Genomic DNA, 22,851 nt, shown 5'->3' with positions numbered 1-22,851 from the left:
GTGATGACGGCGACGGCTCGCTCATAGGTCGGGCGACCGACCCACAGGCCCAAGCGGTTCTCCACGATCGATAGGACCGACTGCCCAAGTGAAGGGGCGCAGATCGCGGCGTGCCAACAGCACGAATCGCAGCTCAGGCGGCGCCGTCCTGAGCAGCAACTCCAAGTCGCGGATGGCCTCGTCCGCCTGGAGCTCATGCAGGTCGTCGATCACCAGCCACTGTGGCTCCCGGAGCGAGCTCAGGTCCTCGAGCAACCGTCCGACGACGCTCGCGCCGTCGAGATGAGGGGCGGCCGTCAGCTCCCGCACCAGTTCGGATTCGGCGCCCGTCTGGCGCAGCGAGTCGAGAACGGAGAGCCAGAACACTTGCGGATCGTGCTCCTGGCGCCCCACCGGACACCCACGCCGTGCGCCGGCCGAGACCCTCCGCGCCGATCCAGGAGCGCAGCAGGAATGTCTTCCCGCTTCCCGCCGGCGCGGATACCTGGACCACCCGCTGCGCCGCGCCCAGCACCTCGAACAGGCTGGGCCGCGGGATCAACAATGCTCTTACAGCGGAGTCGGCGTGTTCGACGGCTCCTCCCGAGTCGGCCACGACCCACGTCGTTGCACGCCGGCGCGGTCCGACAAAGCATCGGATTCACCCGAACGATGCGACGCGCGCTCACCGGCCGGACGGCGACCCTGAGCATGTGTCGGCCAAGAAGAGTGCGACTGGCGGTCGCGAGCCGCAGCGCTACGATATCCGCGTCCGCGGGCCGATCGGCCCGACGATGATGCAAGCGTTCCCGACGCTGACCGCGTCGAGCCGCGGACAGGACACGATCCTCACCGGCTCGCTTCCGGATCAGTGCGTCCTGTACGGCATCATCAACCAGCTTGAGGCGCTCGGCCTGGAACTCCTGGAGATCCGCCCGCTGCCACCGTCCCACGGTCGACCGCTTGCGACACAGGCTCGTAGCCACAGCAATGCGGCACAAGCCGCGCCGACCGCCGCCAGCGCTACTGCTTCGGTTAGCGTTTCAGTTCGAGGACGGGGATGATGCGGATGCCTTTGGTCTTGCGTTCGTAGTCGGCGAAGCCGGGGTAGCGACGGGCCTGTTCGGCGTAGATGCGGTCGCGGTCCGGACCCTTGAGCTCGTGGACGGTGACGTCGTACGTCTCGGTGCCACGTTCGATCGTTGCGTTGCCGGCGGCAACGAGGTTGGCGTACCAGTCCGGGTCGGTCGGCGCTCCGCTCTTCGTGGCGAAGATGTAGATGCCGTCGAGGTCGTCCTCGTTCGCGAGGTACATCACCGGGGTGACGTACTCCCGCCCGCTGGTGCGGCCGCGGTGGTGCAGCAGGACCATCGGCGCGCCCTCGAAGGGGCCACCGACTCGGCCCTCGTTCGCGCGGAACTCGGTGATGGTCTGGTTGTTCCAGTCACTCATGTGGCACTCCTGCCGATCTCGAAAGGTACGCCGAGAGCAGGCGGCCGGCGTGATCCAGCGCGGTCGCGCCCTCGTCGAGGACAGCGTGGTAGGCCTGGAAGACATGGGGTACGCCGGGCGTGATGCCGAGGGTGACCTCGACGTCCGCGGCGGCCGCTTCGCGGGCGAGGCGTACGGCGTCGTCCAGGAGGACCTCGTGGGAGCCGGCCTGGATCACCAACGGCGGGAGCCCGGACAGGTCGGCGAAGATCGGACTGATCGAGCCGAGGGCGGCGTCGCGGTCCGCGACGTAGTCGGGGATCCTGGCGAGCAGCGCGTCGGGGTTCATGAGCGGGTCGGCCTCGCGCTTGGTCTTCATGCTCTCACCGGCGAGCGTGAGATCGGCGTACGGCGACATGGCATACGCCGCGGCGGGCAGTGGCAGCCCGTGGTCGCGGGCGTTGACCATCGTGGCGACGATGAGCCCTCCGCCAGCCGATTCACCCACGAAGACGATGTCCGCGGGCGACGTGCCGTTGTTCAGCAGTCCTTCGTACGCCGCGAGCGCGTCGTCGACCGCTGCCGGGTACGGGTGTTCCGGCGCGAGCCGGTAGTCGACGGAGATGGCCTTCGCGCCGGTACGTCGCGCGATCTGTGCGGCGAGGTCCGCCGAGAGCGCGGCGTCTCCCATTACGTAGACGCCGCCGTGGAAGTAGAGCACCGTGTGACGTGCCTCGACGCCGTCGACGGTGATGTCGGCCGTCGGTACGCCGCCGAGCTCGCCGGCCGTCACCGTGATGTCGGTCGGCAGCGGCTGCGCGGACAGCAAGGCGCGCAGTTGAGCACGTTGCTCGTCAAGGTCGATATCGGGCGGAAACGCCGACTGCCGCAGGATCGCATCGAGCGTCGTTCGCTGTTCACTGGTCACGAGAAACCTCCCACTGGGAGTCTTCGCGTTTGCCGGGTGGGCGGCATCACCAGATTCTGGTGATTCAGGAAGTGGTGATGGTGAGCGGCTCCTGGCTGGTCAGGACGATGTCGAGGGTGTCGTCGCCGTAGCGGATGCGGTGTGGGGCGGTCTGAGACGGGTGGATCGTGGCGTGGTCGAGTCGTCCGTTCGCCCAGGTGATGTCCACGGTCAGGCCGTTGCGTGCTCTTAGGCCGTGGACGGAGCCGTTTGGCCAGGTGGTGGGAAGTGCCGGGAGCAGGACGAGTTCGGTGAGGTCGGACTGGACGAGGAGCTCGGCCACCGCGGCGCTGCCGCCGGCGTTGCCGTCGAAGGAGTAGATGTTCTGGGCGGCTCCGGCGACGCCGCCGACCGAGTAGCTCAGCAGGTTCGCCTCGCTGGCGTCGGTCACCAGGTTGGTGAGGTGAACGAGCGCCTTGTCGCCTTGCAGGAGTCGGGCGTAGAACAGCGCGAAGTTGGCCTCGACCCACTCGGTCTGCTCCCAGCCGTCCGCGCTCTGCCGTCGCTCGATCGTGATTTCGGCGGCGCCGGCGAGGTCGGGAGTGCTGCGCGGGGTGATCTGGCGTTCGGGGTACAGCGCACACAGGTGGGAGGTGTGTCGATGAGCCGGGTCGGCCTCCTCGAAGTCGTGCAGCCATTCCTGCAGTTGGCCGTGCCGTCCGATCCGGTACGGCGACAGTCGGGCCAGCGCCGCCTCGATCTCTACGCGCAATTCTGTGTCCAGGCCCAGCACCTCGGCTGCGGCACCGCAGTCTGTCAGGATGGCTTCGGTGAAGACCCGGTCCACGGTGTTGCCCATGGCAACGGAACACCGGGACCCATCCGGGGCGACGAACCAGTTCTCGGGTGATTCGGACGGCCCCGACACGAGGAGACCGGTCGCAGGGTCCTCGCTCAGGTACGCGAGCAGGAACAGCGCCGCCTCGCGCAGTACGGGATACGCGACCTCCCGCAGGAAGGTGGTGTCACCGCCGTACTCGTAGTGTTCCCACAGATGGGTGGCGAGCCAGGTGCCACCGGTGACGTTGAGGCCCCAGCCCATCGCGGTGCCTGGGGCGGAGTAGCCCCAGGCGTTGGTGACGGTGTGCGCGACCCAGCCGGGAGCGTCGTACATTCCTGTCGCGGTCGAGCGGCCGCTGTCGGCGAGGCGCTCGAGGAAGCGGAACAGGGGAGTGTGGCACTCGGCCAGGTTGGTGGGTTCGGCGGCCCAGTAGTTCTGCTGGGTGTTCACGTCCAGGTGGAAGTCGTTGCTCCACGATGCGCCGCTTGCCAAGCCGTCGTTCCACAATCCTTGCAGCGCCAGCGGAAGCGGTGAGTCGGCGCGCGACCCAGCCACGGTGAGGTAGCGGCCGTACTGGAAGTACAGCGCCAGCAGCCCCTCATCCTGCTCTCCAGCAGCCAGCCGTTCCCGTCGGCGATCCGTCGGTACGTCGTCCTGCCCGTCGTGGAGGTCCAGCGACACCCTGCGCATCAGCCGTGAGTGATCGTCCACGTGCGCGGCGCGGATCTCGTCGTACCCGGCACCGACCGCCGCGGCCAGCAACTCCTCGACCTGGCGGACCGGATCCGCGCCGTCCCAGTCGGTGCCAACAGCAACGCATAGGACGACGGAGTCGGCGCCGGCGACCTCGCACCTGCCCTCGGCAACCGTCGTCGTACCGCCGTGTGCCTCCACATGTCCGCGGATCTCGACCAAGGACCCGGCCGTGCCGTCACTGTGCAGCGACTCGACCGCTCTGCCGCTGAAGGCAACTCCAGGCCCGACGCGTCCCGGGAAGACCGACCCGGCGAGCTCGGTGGTGAAGCTGAGCGCGCGCGGCCGGTCCGCGGTGAGGTGTACGGCGATGACGCCGTGCGGATGCGACGCGAAGACCTCCCGCGTGAAGCGAACCTCGTCGACCTCGTAGGTGACCGACGTGAGCCCTGTCTCGAGATCGAGCGCGCGCCGATAGTTGGTCACCGGTCCGTGGCCGAAGCTCAGAGACAGGTGCGGAAGCGGTAGATTCGTGCCGAAGGAGGCCCGCGTGCCCAGCAGATGGTCGGCTGCCAACTGCTGGGCTTTGGCGTACTCACCCGCGAAGAGCAACTTCCGGACTTTCGGCACCTGCTCCCGGGCGCCCGGGCTCAGGTCGGCGCTGGACGGCGACGGCCCGCCGGACCACACCGTCGACTCGGACAGGTCGATCCGCTCGGCCGGCGCCCCGCCGTACACCATGCCGCCGAGGCGGCCGTTGCCGATGGGCAGGGCCTCGAACCATCGCTCGGCGGGTCGGTCGTACCAGAGGGTGCCGACCGGAACGACAGCCCGATGTGGCTCGGTCGTGGGTGATGCGGTGAGCATGGGTTGTCTATTTGCCTTCCGCGAGCATGGTGCGGCTTTGATCCTGCATCTTCGGGAAGATGCTCTCATCAGCCTTGTTGGTGAAGTAGGCCTCGAACTGCGGCGTCATCGCGTTGGTCAGCGCGGCCCCGTTGTTGTAGACCGGGCACGGGACGAGTTCGCCGCTTGACAGATAGTTGTTGAAGACCGAGAAGTCCGTGCCCTTGGCGGTCTGCTGGTCGGTGAGTGCCTTCATCGAGGCCGCGATCGACGGGAAGAACGACGCGTTGTACTTCGCCGCCGTGGTCTGGCACTCCTCACTCTCCTGGTAGGAGACCCACTTCCAGGTCTGGTCCGGGTGCTTCGAGCCGGCCCAGAGGTTGTTGCCGTTGGCATTGGTCATCAGCGCCCGCTTGCCGTCGGCCCCGGCCGGGAGCGGCGCCGTACCGACCTTGGTGCCTTTCAGCCCGGCGTACGTCGCGGCCTCCCAAGTGCCGCCGACGACCATCGCGACCTTCCCGGACCCGACCTGCTGGCTGTTCGCGGTGGTGAACTGGTTGAGCTTCGGCGTGTACCCGTCGTTGGCGAGCTGGCGAACGAGCTGGACCGACTGCACGACCTTCGGGTCGTTGTAATTGAAGACCGTCGCCCACTGCGCCTTGTCCGGGATGTTGATGCCGTCGCTGGGCAGCAGCCAGCCCCAGGCGTTCTGGCCGAACGGGTCGCCGGTGGACTCGAGGTTGCCGAGGCCGTAGGTCTTGACGGTGGCCGGGTTGAAGCCGGGCTGGTCGCCGCGTTTGCCGGCGGCATCGACCGTCAGGTGCTTGATCATCTTCCAGAAGGAGCCGCCGTCGGTGTGGGCCCAGTCGAGGGCGGCAACGCCCTTGTCGGTGTAGCCGGCCTTCGCGAGCAGATCCTTGTTGTAATACAGGGCTCCGGTGGCCCAGTCCATCGGAAGGGCGTACTGCTTCCCGTCCTTGTACTTCCAGCCTTCGGACCCGATCGCGTACTTCCCGAGATCGACATTGTCCTTCCTGAGGTAGTCGTCGAGCGCGAGCAGTTGCCCCTGCCCGGCGTACGACTGGAGGAAGGTCACGCTGTTCATGAAGGCGTCGGGTGCGTCGCCGGACACGAAGCCCGAGGTCAGCTTGGTGAAGTAGTCGCTGACGTTGTAGTTGGTGATCTTCACCTTGATCTTCGGGTTGGCCTGCTCGAACGCCGGGATGCATTGCTGGTAGGCGATCGCCTGGTCGGGCGACCAGGTCCACCAGTTGACGGTGACGGAGCCGCTCGCGTCACTGGAGTCACCGCCGCTCGAGCAGCCGGTGACAGCAGTGAATGCGGCGGCGGTCAATGCGACAGCCCTGGTCAGGCGTGAGATTTTCACCGTTTCCCCTTTCGGAAGGTGATGAGGCCGGCTACCGGAGTCCGGTGAAGCCGATCGAGTCGACGATGCGCCGGCCGAAGAGCGTGAAGAGTGCGAGCATCGGGAATGCGGCGACGAGAGTCGCCGCCATCAGGCCGGCGAAGTCCGGCTGGGTCTGCGGTGATGCCTGCTGGAAGACGCCCAGGGCAACGGTCAGCGGCCGGACGTCGGAGTTGCCGGCGATCATCAGCGGCCAAAAGTAGTCGTTCCAGGCGTTGATGAAGGTCAGCAGGGCGAGCGTGGTGATGGGTCCCTGGCTCATCGGGACGGTGATCCGGAACAGCAACCGGAAACGGCCGAGGCCGTCGATCAGCGCGGCGTCCTCGATCTCGGTCGGCAGCCCGAGCATGAACTGGCGCAGGAAGAAGATGCTGAACGCCGAGAACAGCGCGCCGGGCAGGATCAGGCCGGCGAAGGTGTTGGTCAAGCCGAGGTCGTGGATCAGCACGAAGTTCGGCAGCAGGGTCATGATGCCGGGGATCATCAGCGCGCTGAGGAAGACACCGAAGAGCAGGTCCCGGCCCCGCCACTGCAGCCGCGAGAACGCGTACGCCGCGAGGAGCGAGCAGAACACCACCAGGATCGTGAGCGCGGTGGCGTAGATGACGGAGTTCCGCAGGTACAGGCCGAGCTGGATGGTGGCGCCCGACCCGCCCTGGGCGACGGCCTGCTCACGGGTGGCGAGTCCGAGGACCCGCTCGAAAGGGCCGAGCGTGAGGTCGACCGGAAGCAGCGACGACGGATGGTCGAGGAGCGCGTGGTTGTTGGACAGCGCCGTACGGATGATCCAGTAGAAGGGGAAGATCGTGACGGCCAGGAACAGGACCAGGTAGATCCAGGCAACGGTCCTGCCGAGGGATAGCTTCACAGTCGGCGCCTCAGTTCGTGTCGGACTCGTTGGCGCGCAGCAGCCGCAACTGCACGAAGGTGATCGCCAGCAGCAGCACGAACAGCGCCATCGACATGGTCAGCGCGTAGCCGAAGTCGAATTCGCTGAAGCCCTTGGCGTAGATGTAGAGCGGCAGCACCTTCGACGCGTCGGCCGGCCCGCCTTTGGTGGTGACGGCGACGAGGTCGAAGACCTGGAACGAGCTGATCACGGTCAGTACGGCGACCATCGCCATGATCGGCCGCAGCAGCGGCAGCGTCAGGTGCCGGAACATCCGCGGTTCGCCGGCGCCGTCGATCCGGCCGGCCTCGTAGATCTGCGGAGCGATCGTCTGCAGTCCGGCGAAGATCAGGATCGCGTTGTAGCCCATCGACTTCCAGACGCCGATGAACGCCAGCGTCGGGATCACCCAGCCCTGCGACCCGAGGAACAGGACTTCGTGCCCGGTGGTCGCTTTGACCACGACGTTGACGATGCCGAGCCCCGGATCGAGCATCCACTGCCAGACCAGGGCGGCGACGACGCCGGACACCAGGAACGGCAGCAGCACGAGCCCGCGGATCGCGGCCGAGCGGGTGAGTCGGTGCATGATCACCGCGGTCGCCAGCGAGACGGCGAGACCGAGGACGACGGACAGTACGACGTACTCCGCGGTGACGGCGAGCGACTTCCAGAACACGGCATCGGTGAGCAATCGCCGGTAGTTGCCCAGACCGGTCCACGTCGGCGGCGTCAGGATGCGGAATCTGGTGAAGCTCAAGTAAATGCCGCGCAATACCGGGACGGCCGCGAACGTGATGAATCCCGCGGCGGCCGGGAGAATGAGCACGAGCGCGAGTTTCCAGTCGGACCGGTGGGCCGGTCCGGCGGCTCTTTTGACGCGCAGGCGTGCGCCGGCGGCGACTGACACCACGATGGGCTCCTTCGCGGAACGAATGCGGCGAGTCGTGGTTCGGAATGATCAGCTGCGAATGCGGTGCGACTCGCGGAATTGACCTTGCCGACATTCAGTCATGGCCGCCCGCGGAGGTGCAACGACGCATCCCGGATCGGGATTATTCGTCCGGCGAATAGCGGGCTCAGTCCGGGATCGGCAAGGTGGCCGACGGGCGATCCGCCTGCAGCACGAGGTCGACGAAGGCCTGGGTGGCGCGGCTCAGGGGCCGTTCCGCGTGCCACCACAGGCCGACGTCGCGGTACAGGTGCTGGCTGCTCACCTCGCGGACCTCGAGCCCATCGGTGCGCACCATCGCGGCCGCTAGGCTGTTGACCAGCCCGATGCCGTGACCGGCCCGCACCATCGCCGCGAGGGTCGTCGGCTGGTGCGAGACGATGCCCGCGGACGGCACGATCCGGCTGGCCTGCATGGCGGACCAGGCCTCGTAGCCCAAGCTGGGGTCGCCGAGCGGATCCCCGATGGTGATCACCGGATGAGCTGCGACGTCGTCGAGGCCGATCGAGTCGTGCTTCAGGACCGGATGGCCCGGCGGTGCCAGGACGACGAACGGCTCGCGCCAGATACCGCGGTGGATCAGGGCGTGGTCGGCCGGCTCCGGGCGGAGCGGACGCAGTGCTACGGCGGCGCGCCGGTCCGACAACCAGTCGTCGATGACCTGCACGTCCCCGTCGAGTACGGCGACCTCCAGCAGCGGGTTCGCCGTACGCAACGTCATCAACAGGTCCGGGAGGAACTCGGAGCTGGCGCTGGCGAAACTGGCGACCGCGAGCTTGCCGGTGAACGAGCCCGCGGTCGCGCGCATGTCGGAGACGGTGTCGTCCATCGCGGTGACGATCAGCCGGGCGCGGGGCAGCAGCCGCTGTCCGTCGTCGGTCAAGGTCAGTGGCCGCATCCGGCGCTCGATCAGCACGCAGCCCAAGGCCCGCTCCAGACTGGCCACGCGGGCAGAGACGCGGGGTTGGGACAGATGCATCCGGGCCGCGGCTCGGGCGAATCCGCCAGAGTCGACGACCTCGATCCAGGTCCGGAGCCAGGACAGCTCGACGTCCATCACGGCTGCCTCCTCCGCAGCTCGACCGGTTTCTCCGGACGGTACCAGCCGGTCACCGGGGGCCAGCGGCGATCGGTATTCGTCGTACGAAAGGTCTGTATTCGTACATCGGCGTTGTTCCGCACCGGGTGGGCGTGCCTGAATGGCAGGGCCGAAATCAGCCTGGAAACGGAGGGGTCCGCGAGTGGAACTCAAGATGCCGCAGGAGGCGCTGGGGCTGTTGTCGCCGGCGCGGCACGACCTTGCGCCGGGCGACGAGGGCAATGTGATCGTCGCGGTCGAGACGTATGCGCTCGCCGTACCGCTCGCGCAGCCCCTGGCGGATTCCACCGCGGCGCTGAAGTCGTGGATCGTCCCGGTCGTCGAGGTCCGGACCGCCGACGGTCGCGTCGGCACCGGGATCTCCGGCGTCCACACCGGCGCCGAACTGCTCTGCCAGGTCGTCGATCGGTACTACGCGCCCGCGCTGGCCGGCGCGTCGTCGGAGGACATCCTCGGGACTTGGAAACGCCTGTACTGGTTGCCGACGCACTGGATCGGTCGCGGCGGCGTGGTGCACATGGCCCTGTCGATGGTCGACGTCGCGCTCTGGGATCTGGCCGCGCAGCGCGCCGGTGTGCCGTTGTGGCGTCTGCTCGGCGGCTCGGCCGATCCGATCGAGACGTACAACACCGACGGCGGTTGGCTGAACCTGAGCGTCGCCGAGGTGGTGCGCGACCTCGGTTCGCTGGTCGACCGCGGCTGGCGGCGGGTGAAGATCAAGGTCGGTACGCCGGACTGGCGCGAGGACGCGTCGCGGGTCCGCGCCGTACGGAAGGCGGTCGGCTCCGACATCACGGTAATGGCGGACGCCAACCAGCGTTGGGATCTCGCCACCGCGCACCGGATGCTCCCGGTGCTCGCCGAGGCGGAGATGGACTGGATCGAGGAGCCGGTGCATGCCGACGACCTCGGCGCTCATCGCCGCCTGCAGGCCGTTGGGACGGTCGACGTGGCAGCGGGGGAAAGCCTGTACTCGTACCACGCGTTCACCGGCCTGATCGAGTCGGACGCCATCCGCGTCGTCCAGCCCGACGTGACCCGGCTGGGCGGGGTGACCGAGTGGTTGCAGGTCGCTCAGCATGCGGGAGCACGTGGGCTGCGCCTCGTGCCACATGCCGGCGACATGATGCAGGTGCATCAGCACCTCGCCGGCGTCGTACTGACTGAGAGTCCGCCACTGCTGGAGTTCATTCCGTGGACGCAGGACGTCTTCGAGTCGCGCAGTGTGGTGAACGACGGGTTCGCCGAGCGGCCGCAGACGCCCGGTGCGTCGACCGCGGTGCGCAAGGAGGCGCGGGAGAAGTGGCAGTTGCGGGGCGTCGGCGGCAGGACGTCCGATGACTGAGGTACAAGTCGGTCGCACCGATCTCTTCGTGCCTCGGATCGGCCTCGGAACCGCTGCCCTCGGCAACTTCCAGCAGGCGATCAGCGACACCGATGCGATCACGGTGGTCGACCGCGCCCTCGACAGCAGGATCCGCTACCTGGACACGGCTCCGCTGTACGGGCACGGCCTCGCCGAACAGCGGGTCGGTCGCGCGGTGGCGAAGGTCGACCGGGACCGCCTGGTGATCTCGACCAAGGTCGGCCGGGTGTTGCGTGCGGACGCGCCGCGCGACGAGACGCAGTACCACGACGGCGTGCCGTTCTACCTCGACGTTCCGGCCGTCGGCCCGGTGTGGGACTTCAGCTACGACGGCATCCGGCGTTCGGTCGAGGAGAGTCTGGAGCGGACGGGGCTCGACCGGTTCGACGTACTGCTCATGCATGATCCCGACGATCACCTCAGCGAGGCCGCGACGACCGGGTACGCCGCTCTGCGCGATCTGCGGGCGGCCGGACTGGTGCGTGCGATCGGCGCCGGGATGAACCACTCCGCGCCGCTGGCCGAGTTGGTTCGCTCGTGCGATCTCGACATCGTCCTGCTAGCCGGCCGGTACACGCTGCTCGATCAGTCGTCGCTGGCCGATCTGATGCCGGCCTGTGAGGAGCGCGAGGTCTCGGTCGTGATCGGCGGCGTGTTCAACAGCGGCATCCTGGTCGATCCGTTGCCTGGGGCATCGTTCGACTACGTCCCTGCGCGGGACGAGGTCGTCGCGAAGGCGGTTGCGATCCGGGATGTCTGCCGCAAGTACGACGTACCGCTGGCCGCGGCGGCGCTGCAGTTCCCGCTGGCCCATCCACGGGTCAGCACGGTGCTCATCGGTGCCCGCACCGTCAACGAACTCGACGACGACCTGAAGTTGTTGGACGTGGAGATCCCGCGTGCGTTGTGGGCGGACCTACGGAACGCGGGACTGATCGACTGAAGGGAGCGGACATGCGAGTCGACGCACACCAGCACTTCTGGGATCCTGCGCGGTACAGCTACCCGTGGATGGCCGGGGCCGCGATGGATCCGGTCCGGCGGGCGTTCGGGCCGAACGATCTCCGCGACCTACTGATTGCCGCGGGCATCGACCGTACGGTTCTCGTGCAGACTCTGTCGGACCTGGACGAGACGCGGGGGTTTCTCCGGCTGGACGCGGACTTCGTGGCCGGCGTCGTCGGTTGGGTCGATCTGACCTCGCCGATTGTCGATGACGAGCTCGACGAGCTCCTCGCCGGCCCGGGGCAGCTGATCGGGATCCGGCACCAGGTCCACGACGAGCTGGATTCCAGCTGGCTGTTGCGGGACGACGTACGACGTGGTCTGGCCGCTGTGCAGCATCGCGGGCTGGCGTACGACGTACTCGTCCGTGCGCGGGAACTGCCCGCGGCGATCGCCACTGCTCGTGGGTTTCCGGACCTGCAGTTCGTGCTCGACCACATCGCCAAGCCGCGGATCGCCGACGGTTCCGATGCCGCGTGGACCGAGTTGATGCCTGGTCTGGCCGCGGCCCCGAACGTGGCCGTGAAGCTGTCCGGCATGGTGACCGAGGCCGACTGGAGCCGGTGGACGGCGGACGATCTGCGTCCCTTCGTCGAGCGGGTCGTCGACTGGTTCGGCACCGACCGTGTGCTGTTCGGATCGGACTGGCCGGTCTGTCTATTGGCCGGCTCGTACGGCGAAGTGCTCGCCGGCGTAGAGGCTGCACTCCCGAGCCTCAGCGCAGCCGAGCGGGAGCTGCTGTACGGCGGGAACGCCGAGCGCGTGTACTCGCTCTAGGTACGGCCGGCCGACAGCAGGCGCAGTTCGCGGGCGCGTTGGACTGCGGTTGAGCGGTCGGTCGCGCCGAGCTTTGTGTAGATGTGCCGGACGTGCGTGTTCACCGTGTTGAGCGAGACCGACAGCTTGGCGGCGATCTCCGGGCGGGTCAGGTTGGTCGGCAGGTAGCGGAGTACTCGCAGCTCGGTTCGGCTGAGCGCGTCGACCAGACCGACGGGATCGGCCGAGGTCGCGTCGATGATCTCGGTCATCAGGGCGGCATGCGTCGTACTGTGCGACGGGAGGCCGGCGAGCAGTGGTGCGGAGTCGGTCATCACGAACGGCAGGATGATGCGATCCGGCTCGGCAAGGTGGAGGGCGCGCTCGGTCGCGGTCCGGGCGGCGTCGCCGTCGCCGAGCGCCAGGCTCGCCTGCGCGTCGAGCAGGTAGGCCTCGATCAAGCTGAGGCGCGGGTTGCGAGGAGCAGTACCAGCCAGCACGGGACGGAGTTCGGCTCGCGCCGCATCCGGCCGCTGCTCGGCCAGGCGCAGTACGGCGACCGCGTTGCGGATCTCCGCGGTTGGAACGAGCCGTTCGTCGACGGCAGCGAGCGTTGCCCGCGCCTTGTCGAGTTGGCCGAGGCGGACGCGCATCTCGACCATCCAGCCGAGAATCCGCGACATCAGGGCGTGCCGGCCCGTCATCCGGACCTCGGTTGCGGCGACCAGCGCGGTCAGCGCATCCTCGTACCGGCCGCGTCCGGCCGACAACGTCGCGGACGCCAGGTGCAGGAGCAGTTGCGTACCTGGCTCACCACCTGCAGATACTGCGTCTCGCGCCCGGCCGAGCCATCCCTCGGCCTGGTCGAAATCGCCCGTCCAGCTGAGGGCCCCGGCGAGGGTGATGTAGGCGGGCGCGATCACCGGCTCCGACGCCCAGCCGTGGCGGGTCGCCTGCTCGATCGCGTCCTCGCAGTACCGGCGGACTCTGATCAGGGAGTCGCGGGTGGCGGCGAATCCGAGGTGTGCGCGGCAGGCGACCTCGAGGTAGGGACGCCCGATCTCGCGGGCGGTTCCGGCGCCCTCCAGCAGATACTTCTCGCTCTCGGCCAGCCGGAGCGACCAGGCCGCGGAGACGCCGAGGTTCAGCAGCGCGGTCGCGCGCGCATCGTTGCTCAGCACAACATCCGCCGTCGACATGCTGGTTGCAGACGGCAACGCTTCGACGCGCTCGATGACGCCGTCGAAGTTGCCGCGCAGCCGGGCCGCGAGCAGGTCGAGCGCGGCGATCGTCGTACGGACGCGATGCCGGCGATCGGCGGGAGCCGTCGTCAGGTCCGCCCGCGCGACCTCGAGGTGAGCGACGGCCTCGTCCGGGCGCCCGCGGTTGAGCTCGGCGACCGCGTGCGCGAGTGCCAGACCGCGGACGCCCCCGCCGCTGGGGAACGAACGCAGCAGGGCCGCAACGGTCGCGGCCTGTCCGTCGAGTGTGAGTCCGAGTGCGTGATCGTTGAGTAGTTCGGCAGCTTCGGTCCAGTCGCCGGCTGCCTGCAGCTGCCGGGTCGACTCCGCGACATCGCCATGCTCCTCGAACCAGCTCGCCGCGACGCGATGCAGTTGATGTACGTCATCGGTACGCCGCAGCTCGAGACGCAACAGGTCCCGGAACAGATGGTGGTACCGGAACCAGGTCCGCTCGTGATCGAGCGACACGACGAACGCGTTGGCGTCCTCGAGCGCGAGCAGGATCCGCTCGGAGCCCTGGGTCCCGGTCAGCAGATCGGCGAGCTCGCCGTTGACCCGATCCAGCACCGAGGTCCGGAGCAGCAGGCGCTGGACCTCGGCCGGCTGACGCTCGAGCATCTCCGTCAGCAGGTACTCCGCAACGGTCCGGTCGGTGCCGGAGAACTCGGCGACGAACCGCTCCGGATCCGGATGCCCGGCGAGCGACAGGATGGCCAGTCGCAGACCCGCGGCCCAGCCCTCGGTCCGCTCCCGCAGTACGGCGACGGATCGCTCGGTGAGCGTGATGCCCGCGGTCGCGAGAAGCTCGCGCGTCTCCGCATCGGTGAACGGCAGGTCGGCGCCACGGATCTCGGCGAGCTCGTCCAGCAGTCGCAACCGCTGCAGCCGCAACGTCGACTGACCGCGAGTGGCGACGACCGCGTGCACACCCGTGGGCAGCGTTCTCAGCAGTGCGGTCAGTTGGGCGATCGCCTCGGCGGAACTGAGCTCGTGGAGATCGTCGATGATCAGAACGAACTCTGCGTCGGCAGCGGCCAGCTCGGCCCTGACGGCGTCCGGTCCGTTGAAACCGGGCGCGGTCGGAGGTGGCTCCGAGTTCCCGGTCGCACGGCGGACCGCGTCGAGCAGAGCCAGCCAGAACAGCTGCGCGTCGTACTGGTCAGGACGGATCGACAGGTACGCCGTCGGCCTGCCGGCGTGCTCGGACCAGCTGCGGAGCAGCGAGGTCTTCCCGCTGCCGGCCGGCGCGGAAACGATCGTGACCTGCTTCTTCGCGGCGCGGTCGAGCGCAGCGATCAGGTCGTGGCGTTGGATCAGCCCCTGCGGGGATGCGCCAGTTCGTCCGGGCACCCGGTCAGCGTAACCCCCGGAAATCACCGGATCCTGGTGACGCCGCTCGCCGGTCCGGTCGCGACTCTGGAACGACCAAGCCCGGAGGGAGAACCAACGATGTCCATCCCCGACAGCACGGCGACGTTCCCGGAGTACGCGCCGTTGCCGGAGTCGGCGCTCGGTCCCGAACTCAACGCGGACGGTTACTACGCCGGACGCGTGCAGGACAACCTGTTCTGGGTCACCGACGGCACCTACCAGTCCGCGTTCCTGGCGACGCCCGACGGGGTGGTGCTTTTCGACGCGCCGCCCACGATCGGCAACAACCTGCGCCGGGCCGTCGACGAGCTCACCGCCGCCGAGAACCTGCCGAACACCGTGACCCACCTCGTCTACTCGCACCACCACGCCGACCACGCGGGGGCGTCGTACCTGTTCGGAGATGTTGTCCGGATCGGGCACGCGGAGACACGGCGGCTGTTGCAGCGGGACAACGACCGGGCCCGGCCGGCGCCCGAGGTGACGTTCGAAGACAGCTACACGCTGGAGGTCGGCGGCTCGCGGGTCGAGCTCGCGTACCACGGACCGAACCATTCGCCCGACAACGTCTACATCCACTTCCCGGACCACGACACGATGATGCTGATCGACGTCGTGAACGTCGGCTGGGTGCCGATCTACAACCTGAATCTCAGCGAGGATGTGCCCGGGTACCTGGACGCCCCGGATCGTGCGCTGGAGTACTCGTGGACGCACTACGTCGGCGGGCACCTCGGCCGGCTCGGCACCCGTGACGACGTCACACTGCATCAGCGCTACATCGCGGACATCGTCGACAGCTCGCACGCCGCCCTCGGGTCGGTCGATCCGACACCGTACTTCGCCAGGTACGGCGCGAACGCGTGGGCCGGCGTCGCCGGGTACCTCGACGCTGTCACAGATGCGGCCGCTGCGCCGGTCATCGAGAAGTACACCGGCGTTCTCGGGGCGGCCGACGTACCCGCTCTGACGACGACCACGACGTTCTCGATCCTGCAGTCGATCCGGCTCGATCTCGGCGGCGGATCGCAGGTGCACCCATGAGCGCCCGAGTTGCGATCGTCGTCGGCGCCGGCGGGGAGCTCGGCCGGGCAACTGCCGCGAAGCTGGTCGGGGCAGGCTTCACCGTCGTCGGTGTCGACCGGAACGCCGAGGCACTCAAGGAGTTGCCGGACGGCATCGAGTCGCGGGCGACCGATACGACCGATCCCACTGCGGCGAAGAACGTCGTCGACCAGATCGCATCAGAGTTCGGCGCACCCGAAGTACTGGTGAACACGCTCGGCACCTACCACCTCGGTGACGCGCTGGCCGCGACACCGGACGACCTTAAGCTGATGCTGGACGTCAACGCGGGCGCGGCGCTCTGGCTGACACAAGCAGTCGTCCCGTACCTGCGCGAGCGTGGAGCAGGGGCAATCGTGCACGTCGCGGCCCGTCCGGGTATCGAGCCGGCGCCGGGAATGACGACGTACGCCGTCAGCAAGGCCGCGCTGGTGCATCTGGTCCGCGTGCTCGATCTCGAGCTGCGGCCGCAGGGGATCCGGGTGAACGCGGTCGCGCCTGCGCTGCTCGACACGGACAAGACCCGGCCGTACCTACCGCCCGAAGTACTAGCTCATGCGGTGAAACCAGCGGCTGTCGCCGAGGTCATCGCGTTCCTGGTCAGTGATGCCGCCGCTGTCGTGAGCGGCGCGATCGTGCCGACGTACGGCGCTTGAGTTTTCGAAAGGACTGCAATGACGAATCGTCGTACCTTCCTCGCGGGTGGGGCCGCGCTGGCTGCGATCCCGATGCTCGGCGAGCTGCCCGCGAGCGCCGATACGCTGCCCGATTACGCGCCGATCCCGCCGTCCGCGCTCGGCCCCGCGGTCAATGCGCAGGGCTACTACGTCGGCCGGGTGCAGAAGAACCTGTACTGGGTCACGGACAGCACGTACCAGGCGGCGTTCCTGACCACGAAGGACGGGGTGGTGCTGTTCGACGCGCCACCGTCGATCGGTCACAACCTGCAGCGCGCGATCGACGAGATCGCGGCTGCGAACGGCGTACCGAACAAGGTGACGCACATCGTGTACTCGCACCACCACGCAGATCATCTCGGCGCCTCGTCGCTGTTCGGCAAGCACGTCACCCGGGTCGGGCACGCCGAGAACAAGCGGCTGCTTGCCCGGGACAACGATCCGATGCGGCCGGTGCCGGACGTGACCTTCGAGAGCCGGCGCACACTGCGGGTCGGCGGCGAGCGGATCGAGCTGGCGTACCACGGCACGAACCACACGCCTGACAACATCTACATCCACTTCCCGGACCACGACACGCTCATGCTGGTCGACGTAAACCTGCCCGGGTGGGTGCCGTTCGACTTCTTCAACATCAACGAGGATGTGCCCGGGTCGATGGCAGCGCCCGGCAAGGCGCTCTCCTATCCGTGGAAGCACTACATCGGCGGGCACATGGGCCGGCTCGGAACCCGGCAGGACATGGTCGTGCACCGGCAGTACATCGACGACATTGTCGCCAACGTGAAGCTGGCGCTGGCCAACGTCGACCCGACGCCGTACTTCGCGAAGTACGGGAACAACGCCTGGGCAGCGGTGAAGGAGTACCAGGCTGCCCAGGTGAAGTACGCCTCCGACCCGGTGATCAAGAAGTACCTCGGCGTCCTCGCCGCGGCCGATGTCTACACCGCGACCACAACCTTCCTGATCCTCGAATCTGTTCGTCTCGACATGGGGGTCGGCTCACAGATCTATCCCTGACCAGCCTCAGCCGGACATCGGACGGGTTTCGGTCCAGTCGACCAGGAGTTTGCGTTCGGCGAAGTACCAGGTGCCGTCGAGCTTGGTGAACCGATCGAGGTAGCGGATGGACGCGACCATCAAGGTACGGCGGCCGTCGTCGCCGATCGTCACGTGATGGGCGATCGTGTAGCTCTCGCCGGTAGCTTGGTTGCCGTCGACAACGACCGTGCTCTGGCCGTTGAAGTGGGTGGTGGCAGCGTACAGGTTGAGGTTGTCGAACACCGGAGCAAGCGCGTCGCGTCCGCGCAGCTCCTGCGTCGGTTCCGCGGACGTCGCGTCCATGTGGACGACGAAGTGGGTGTCCTCGGTGAAGAGTGCCATCTGTCCCTGCGCGTCCCGGCGGTCCGCGCAGTGGGCGTAGGCGTCGAACAGTTCACGGATCGCCAGGCGGTCGGCGGCATCTTCGGCTGAAAGGGTGGTGTGCGACCTCATGGCAGCTCCTCGCATCTGCTAATTTACATCTGTAAAGTAGCGGACGATGCCGGCAGCGCAAGACCTCGAGGAGACTGATGAGCGACCGACCGGATGCGCGGATGGCGCGAACCGATCGCGCCCTGGAAGACGCCGTACTACGGCTTGCCTCCGGCAGGCCGGTGTCGCGGATCAGCGTTGCGGAGCTGACCCAGACCGCCGGTGTCACCCGACCGACCTTCTACCACCGGTTCCGCAGTCCGCTCGAGCTTCTGCTGGCGGTGCTCGACGCGGACCTCGCGGAGCTCTACCGGCACGAGGATGAGTGGAGGACGCAGGAAGGGCTGAGCAGTGATGAGGCGCTCCGCCGGGCCACCGGCGCCATCGTCGATCACGTCGTACGCTTCGCCGGCATCTACCGGCAAACGCTCGAGAACCCGGCCGATCGTGGTGTTTACGACGCGCTCGTCCGACACTTCAGCGACTACAGCCTGGCCTTCATGGCCGCCTCGGCAAATGTTCCGGACGGTGACCGCGAACTCATGGCTCAGTTCGTCTCCCACGGCTTCGCCGGTGCGATCAAGGCCTGGCTAGCGGACGACCGACTCAGCCGTGACGAGCTTGTGGATGCCGTGGTCGCCTGCGCACCGGCGTGGTGGCACTGACGGTAGGAGGAGGTAGCTCATGACCGGTTCTACCGAAGGTCGGGATCATCGGCATCGGCCGTTGGCGGGGCGTGATCCGGAGGAGGTGCACCGGGCTGCGACGCCGTTGGAGCTGCTCTACGACCTGACCTTCGTCGTCGCCTTCGGCACGGCGGCCAACGAACTGGCGCACTATCTGGCCGAGCAGCACACCGGAGCGGCGGTCGGCGGGTTCTGTCTCGCGGTCGTGTCCGTCACGTGGTGCTGGATGAACTACTCGCGGTTCGCGTCGGCGTACGACAACGACGACTGGGTGTTCCGGGTTGCCACGATGGTGCAGATGGTGGGCGTGATCGTGCTCGCACTCGGGCTGCCGGACATGTTCGCGTCCGTCGACCGCGGCGAGGCGATCGACGTCCGCGTGATGGTGCTCGGGTACGTCGTGATGCGACTGTCGATGCTGTTCCTGTGGTGGCTGGCCGGGCGCAACGATCCCGAGCGGGCACCGGCGGCACGCAAGTACATCTGGACCATCGGTCTGGCTCAGCTGGGTTGGGTAGCGCTGGCGTTGCTGGACCTACCGGTCTGGCTCTACTTCGCGATCGGGCTCCCGTTGTTCGTTCTCGAACTGGCCGGTCCCGTGCTGGCGGAGCGACGTACTCCAACGCCGTGGCATGCACACCACATCGCCGAGCGGCACGGGTTGCTGTTGCTGATCACCCTTGGCGAAGGTGTTCTCGGTACCGTCATGGCAGTCAATGCCCTGGTGCACGGCGGGCACGGCTGGACCTTCGAGGCCGCGCTGCTGGCAGTGGCCGGAATCGGCCTGACCTTCGGCCTGTGGTGGATGTACTTCGCCGTGCCCTGGGGTGACGTACTCCGCCGGCACCGGAATCGGTCCAGGGCGTGGGGGCTCGGTCATTTCCTGCTCTTCGGCTCAGTCGCCGCGACCGGCGCAGGTCTGCACGTCGCGGCGTACTTCGTCGAAGGAGCCGCCAAGCTCGGCCGGACCGAAACCGTCCTGACCGTTGCGATCCCGGTTGCGATCTACATTCTCGCCCTCTACGCGATCTACTGGGCCTTCCTGCGCCAGCGCGACTCGTTCCACCTGCTGCTGCTCGCCGGAACGGCAGGCGTCATCCTCCTGGCCGTGATCTGCGCAGAACTCGGCGCAAGCACACCGTGGTGTCTCGTCGTCGTCATGGTCGCTCCGGCCGTCACCGTTGTCGGTTTCGAAACCAAAGGCCACCGCCACCTGACCGAAGCATTACTCAGCGCCTGATCCAGGATCCGGGTTGGTTGTGCGGCGAGGTCAGAAGGTCGCCTTGGCCAACGACCTCGACCGGGAAAGCTAGCTACATCACCCGACCGGGCGCTCCCGAGCGCCAGATCGAGCAACTACTGCTGCGCGTCGTGGCGGGCTAGCGGCAGGGGGTGTCGATCGAGCAGTTGGCGTCGGCGTTCGCTCGTCCGATGGTGCGAGCCCTGGCGGCCGGCGGGGACGAGTTGGCGATCATGCGAACCGTTGCCCGCGTGGCGACCGATCCGCCGGAGGGCTGGGGCCGCCTTTCCGCCAAGTTCGACCGGACGCGCAAGGATGCGGTGGCGGTGCTGACGGCGAAACTCCCGGGCGTCGGAAGGGCAGAACTGAACTTCCGTACCCGGTGTGCGGCCGGTCTCCTGAATTGGTTGGCTCTGGCACCGCTCGGCGCGGAGGTTGCCGGCAAGTCGGAGCGGCAGATCGAGCAACTGCTGCTCCCCGTCGTGGTGGGAGCGCTCCGCGGCGCCTCGAATGTCCGCTGACTCCAAGCGATGGCTTGATAGTCAAATCTCTGCTTGACAACCGCGTCCACTGCTCGCCATTCGGTTGATCAAGCGTCGGCAGCCTGATCGGAACTACCTCGGGTTCCCGATGGGGTTGTCGAGGCGCGGGCCACTACTCGAACATATCTCCATATGGGGATATGTCAACACTGCGGACCCGATCGCCGCTTAGTGGAGGACCGCTCATCGGCCTGTCCGGGCATTCACCGGCGTGCAGGATCTCGCCAGGCTTCTCGCCTGACGACGGGACCGTCGCCGCCGGTATCGACGTACTCCACCAGGCCGTCCGACAGTCCGACAGCGCGCAGGGCAGGCTACGGACTGACGAGGCCGGTCTGATAGGCGACAACAACGAGTTGCGCCCGGTCCCGGGCACCGAGCTTCCCCATCGCGCGGCTGACGTGGGTTCTCGCTGTCGCAGGGCTGAGGAACAACTTGGCGCCGATCTCATGGTTGCTCAGTCCCTGGCCGACCAAGGCGAGGACATCTCGTTCGCGATCGGTCAGCACTGCCAGGCGGTCAGTCGCGATCTCGGTCGCGGCTCGGCGCTCGGTGAACTGCGCAATCAGGCGCCGCGTGACACGCGGCGCCAGCAATGACTCGCCGGCGGCGACGACCCGGATGCCGTGGAGGAGTTCGGCGGGGCCGGCATCCTTGAGGAGAAACCCGCTGGCTCCGGCTCGCAAACCCTCGAAGACGTACGCGTCGGTGTCGTAGGTGGTCAGGATGAGCACGTGGACATCCTCGAGCCCTCGGGTCGATGCGATCTCCCGCGTTGCCTGAATACCGTCCATTCTCGGCATGCGGATGTCCATGAGTACCACGTCTGGGCGGGTGGCCCGCGCCTGCTCCACGGCCTCGGCGCCGTTGGTCGCCTCACCCACGACCTCGATGTCGTCGTCGACATCGAGCAGGACCCTGAACCCGGACCGGACCAGTCTTTCGTCGTCGACGAGCAGCACCCGGATCGGCTGGATGCGTGGTGGCGCGCTCATGCGGGCACCGAACCGGTCGGAGCCAGTGGAAGTCGCGCGATCACTTCGAAACCGCCGAGCACCGTAGGCCGGGCATCCAGCTCTCCGCCAAGCAGCTGGCACCGCTCCCGCATGCCGAGCAGCCCGCGCCCGGGCGCGCCCGGGGCGACGGCTTGCGCCGACGCCGTCGTACTCGCCCGGCGTCCCTCGTCGGTCACCCGTATCCCAACGGCGTTCGAGCCGTACTCCACGGCGACCGTGACGCGCGTCGGCCCGACGTGGCGGATCACGTTGGTCAGCGACTCCTGGACGATCCGGTACACCGCACTGCCGACTACGCTCGGGATCGGGGCCGTCGGAGACGCCGCCTCAAGCGTCACGTCCAATCCGGCATCGCGCGCCTGGGCGGCCAGGTCATCGACCCGCGAGAGTCCGATGTCGGGCTCGCGGCCGTCGTGATCGTCGCGGAGTACGCCGAGGATCGTCCGCATCTCCTGTAGCGCTTGCGAGCTGGTGTGCTCGATCGCCTCCAGCGTCTCGCGGGCACGCTCCGGCCGCTTGTCCAGGACGTGCGCGGTCACGCCGGCCTGGACGTTGATGATCGCGATCGCGTGCGCAACGGTGTCGTGGACCTCGCGCGCTATCCGTAACCTCTCCTCGTCGACCCGGGAACGTGCCTCCTCCTCGCGGGTCCGCTCCGCCAGTTCGGCGCGCGCGAGCGCATCGGCCGCGATGACCCGGCGCGACCTGACCGACTCGCCGAGGGCGGCGCTCATCACCGAAGCGCCGATCCGGAAGAACACCCAGCCGATCGCCGCGCGTGGCTCGATGTTCGCCGCCGCGACGTACCAGGCGACCGTCAGGACCGAGATTCCCGCCGTCGCGATGATCAGCGAGCGTCTGCCGTCACCGAGTGCGGTCAGGGTGTAGATGGCAACAAAGAGCCCCAGCCAGCCCGGGCCGTCGGGGAAGTCGAGCGTGTAGTACACCAGGCTGCACAGCCCTGTGACGGCGAATACCATCGCCGGCCAACGGTGCCGCAGAGCCACGACCGCGCCGCTGACGATCAGGAGCGCGTAGCCCAGATTGCCGAGATCGGCGAGCGGACGCACCACCGTCGACGGCTCCTCCGACGTTCGGTACACCGTTCCTTGAACCTGCATCACCGTGACGAAGACCGCAATCGGCACATCAAGCGCCCACGATGGCAGGCGAAGCAATCGGGCGCTGATGGGCATGTCGTGATCATAGGTCCCCGCGAGCGTTCCGACCTCCGACCAGGAGCGCGCCGGGATACGACGAAACGCGTAGGCCGCAGACCGGGAGGTACGTCGGGATGCGTAGCTGCTCGCATCCCCTGACGGACGACTCCGGGGTCCCCGGCAGGCC

Annotated in this window: 22 protein-coding genes; 10 read left to right on the top strand and 12 right to left on the bottom strand. The window is 67.7% G+C overall.

The window, feature by feature from the left end; genetic code table 11:
- Positions 1-21 precede the first annotated feature (21 nt).
- A complete protein-coding gene (locus E0H73_RS42185) occupies positions 22-393 on the bottom strand; it encodes a hypothetical protein (protein ID WP_131366350.1) in 372 nt (123 codons plus the stop codon).
- 299 nt (positions 394-692) lie between these two features.
- Between E0H73_RS42185 and E0H73_RS42180 the strand changes: the two genes are divergently transcribed.
- On the top strand, positions 693-1,043 hold the full coding sequence (locus E0H73_RS42180) for a hypothetical protein (protein WP_131366348.1): 351 nt from the start codon (positions 693-695) through the stop codon (positions 1,041-1,043).
- Here the strand turns inward: E0H73_RS42180 and E0H73_RS42175 are convergent.
- The 7 genes from E0H73_RS42175 to E0H73_RS42145 all read right to left on the bottom strand — a co-directional run bounded on the left by E0H73_RS42175 (position 1,015) and on the right by E0H73_RS42145 (position 9,021).
- Positions 1,015-1,431: a nitroreductase family deazaflavin-dependent oxidoreductase gene (locus E0H73_RS42175; protein ID WP_131366346.1), complete on the bottom strand. Its 417-nt coding sequence runs from the start codon at positions 1,429-1,431 to the stop codon at positions 1,015-1,017. The genes E0H73_RS42180 and E0H73_RS42175 overlap by 29 nt on opposite strands.
- Positions 1,424-2,338 carry an alpha/beta hydrolase gene (locus E0H73_RS42170; RefSeq protein WP_131366344.1) on the bottom strand — a complete coding sequence of 305 codons (915 nt, stop codon included), beginning with the start codon at positions 2,336-2,338 and terminating at the stop codon, positions 1,424-1,426. The genes E0H73_RS42175 and E0H73_RS42170 overlap by 8 nt, the downstream gene beginning before the upstream one ends.
- 64 nt (positions 2,339-2,402) lie before the next feature.
- Positions 2,403-4,718 carry a glycoside hydrolase family 95 protein gene (locus tag E0H73_RS42165; protein WP_131366342.1) on the bottom strand — a complete coding sequence of 772 codons (2,316 nt, stop codon included), beginning with the start codon at positions 4,716-4,718 and terminating at the stop codon, positions 2,403-2,405.
- Positions 4,719-4,725: 7 nt separating this feature from the next.
- Entirely contained in the window at positions 4,726-6,084 is a 1,359-nt protein-coding gene (locus E0H73_RS42160) for an ABC transporter substrate-binding protein (protein ID WP_202867860.1), read from the bottom strand.
- 31 nt (positions 6,085-6,115) lie between these two features.
- Positions 6,116-6,991 carry a carbohydrate ABC transporter permease gene (locus E0H73_RS42155; RefSeq protein ID WP_131366340.1) on the bottom strand — a complete coding sequence of 292 codons (876 nt, stop codon included), beginning with the start codon at positions 6,989-6,991 and terminating at the stop codon, positions 6,116-6,118.
- 10 nt (positions 6,992-7,001) lie between these two features.
- Positions 7,002-7,925: a carbohydrate ABC transporter permease gene (locus E0H73_RS42150; RefSeq protein WP_238164623.1), complete on the bottom strand. Its 924-nt coding sequence runs from the start codon at positions 7,923-7,925 to the stop codon at positions 7,002-7,004.
- A gap of 166 nt (positions 7,926-8,091) precedes the next feature.
- Positions 8,092-9,021, bottom strand: a complete 930-nt coding sequence (locus E0H73_RS42145) for a LysR family transcriptional regulator (RefSeq protein WP_131366417.1) — start codon at positions 9,019-9,021, stop codon at positions 8,092-8,094.
- A gap of 184 nt (positions 9,022-9,205) precedes the next feature.
- On the opposite strand from E0H73_RS42145, the gene E0H73_RS42140 reads away from it, so the two are divergent.
- The 3 genes from E0H73_RS42140 to E0H73_RS42130 are packed head-to-tail and all read left to right on the top strand — an operon-like array spanning position 9,206 to position 12,211.
- Entirely contained in the window at positions 9,206-10,408 is a 1,203-nt protein-coding gene (locus E0H73_RS42140) for a mandelate racemase/muconate lactonizing enzyme family protein (protein WP_202867858.1), read from the top strand.
- Positions 10,401-11,372 carry an aldo/keto reductase gene (locus tag E0H73_RS42135; RefSeq protein WP_131366336.1) on the top strand — a complete coding sequence of 324 codons (972 nt, stop codon included), beginning with the start codon at positions 10,401-10,403 and terminating at the stop codon, positions 11,370-11,372. Before E0H73_RS42140 ends, E0H73_RS42135 begins: the two co-directional genes overlap by 8 nt.
- A gap of 11 nt (positions 11,373-11,383) precedes the next feature.
- On the top strand, positions 11,384-12,211 hold the full coding sequence (locus E0H73_RS42130; RefSeq protein ID WP_131366334.1) for an amidohydrolase family protein: 828 nt from the start codon (positions 11,384-11,386) through the stop codon (positions 12,209-12,211).
- Here E0H73_RS42130 and E0H73_RS42125 read toward each other — a convergent pair.
- Entirely contained in the window at positions 12,208-14,784 is a 2,577-nt protein-coding gene (locus E0H73_RS42125; protein WP_131366332.1) for a winged helix-turn-helix domain-containing protein, read from the bottom strand. The two genes, E0H73_RS42130 and E0H73_RS42125, sit on opposite strands and share 4 nt — an antisense overlap.
- Positions 14,785-14,883: 99 nt before the next feature.
- Here E0H73_RS42125 and E0H73_RS42120 point away from each other — a divergent pair, with 99 nt between their 5' ends.
- Genes E0H73_RS42120 through E0H73_RS42110 form a run of 3 tightly spaced genes read left to right on the top strand, consistent with a single transcriptional unit; the run spans position 14,884 to position 17,567 of the window.
- Positions 14,884-15,849 carry an MBL fold metallo-hydrolase gene (locus E0H73_RS42120; protein WP_131366330.1) on the top strand — a complete coding sequence of 322 codons (966 nt, stop codon included), beginning with the start codon at positions 14,884-14,886 and terminating at the stop codon, positions 15,847-15,849.
- Positions 15,846-16,526: an SDR family NAD(P)-dependent oxidoreductase gene (locus tag E0H73_RS42115; RefSeq protein ID WP_131366328.1), complete on the top strand. Its 681-nt coding sequence runs from the start codon at positions 15,846-15,848 to the stop codon at positions 16,524-16,526. The genes E0H73_RS42120 and E0H73_RS42115 overlap by 4 nt, the downstream gene beginning before the upstream one ends.
- Positions 16,527-16,544: 18 nt before the next feature.
- On the top strand, positions 16,545-17,567 hold the full coding sequence (locus E0H73_RS42110; RefSeq protein ID WP_131366326.1) for an MBL fold metallo-hydrolase: 1,023 nt from the start codon (positions 16,545-16,547) through the stop codon (positions 17,565-17,567).
- 6 nt (positions 17,568-17,573) lie between these two features.
- Here E0H73_RS42110 and E0H73_RS42105 read toward each other — a convergent pair whose 3' ends face one another.
- Entirely contained in the window at positions 17,574-18,041 is a 468-nt protein-coding gene (locus tag E0H73_RS42105; RefSeq protein ID WP_131366324.1) for a nuclear transport factor 2 family protein, read from the bottom strand.
- 77 nt (positions 18,042-18,118) lie between these two features.
- On the opposite strand from E0H73_RS42105, the gene E0H73_RS42100 reads away from it, so the two are divergent.
- From E0H73_RS42100 to E0H73_RS42090, 3 genes are all read left to right on the top strand, one after another.
- Entirely contained in the window at positions 18,119-18,685 is a 567-nt protein-coding gene (locus E0H73_RS42100; RefSeq protein WP_131366322.1) for a TetR/AcrR family transcriptional regulator, read from the top strand.
- Between the two features lie 19 nt (positions 18,686-18,704).
- Positions 18,705-19,946, top strand: coding sequence for a low temperature requirement protein A (locus E0H73_RS42095; protein ID WP_131366320.1), 1,242 nt, complete (start codon positions 18,705-18,707; stop codon positions 19,944-19,946).
- Positions 19,947-20,098: 152 nt separating this feature from the next.
- The gene (locus tag E0H73_RS42090; protein ID WP_131366318.1) at positions 20,099-20,467 is read left to right on the top strand and encodes a hypothetical protein; all 369 of its coding nucleotides are present in this window, start codon (positions 20,099-20,101) and stop codon (positions 20,465-20,467) included.
- A 335-nt stretch (positions 20,468-20,802) separates the two neighbouring features.
- Here the strand turns inward: E0H73_RS42090 and E0H73_RS42085 are convergent, their stop codons facing one another.
- Both E0H73_RS42085 and E0H73_RS42080 read right to left on the bottom strand, forming a co-directional pair.
- Entirely contained in the window at positions 20,803-21,483 is a 681-nt protein-coding gene (locus tag E0H73_RS42085; protein WP_131366316.1) for a response regulator transcription factor, read from the bottom strand.
- Positions 21,480-22,700 carry a sensor histidine kinase gene (locus E0H73_RS42080; RefSeq protein ID WP_131366314.1) on the bottom strand — a complete coding sequence of 407 codons (1,221 nt, stop codon included), beginning with the start codon at positions 22,698-22,700 and terminating at the stop codon, positions 21,480-21,482. Before E0H73_RS42080 ends, E0H73_RS42085 begins: the two co-directional genes overlap by 4 nt.
- Positions 22,701-22,851 lie beyond the last annotated feature (151 nt).

It is taken from the genome of Kribbella pittospori, assembly GCF_004331465.1.
GTDB lineage: Bacteria > Actinomycetota > Actinomycetes > Propionibacteriales > Kribbellaceae > Kribbella > Kribbella pittospori.
The sequence above is the reverse complement of the archived record's forward strand: the minus strand, read 5'-3'. Positions and strand labels throughout refer to the sequence as shown.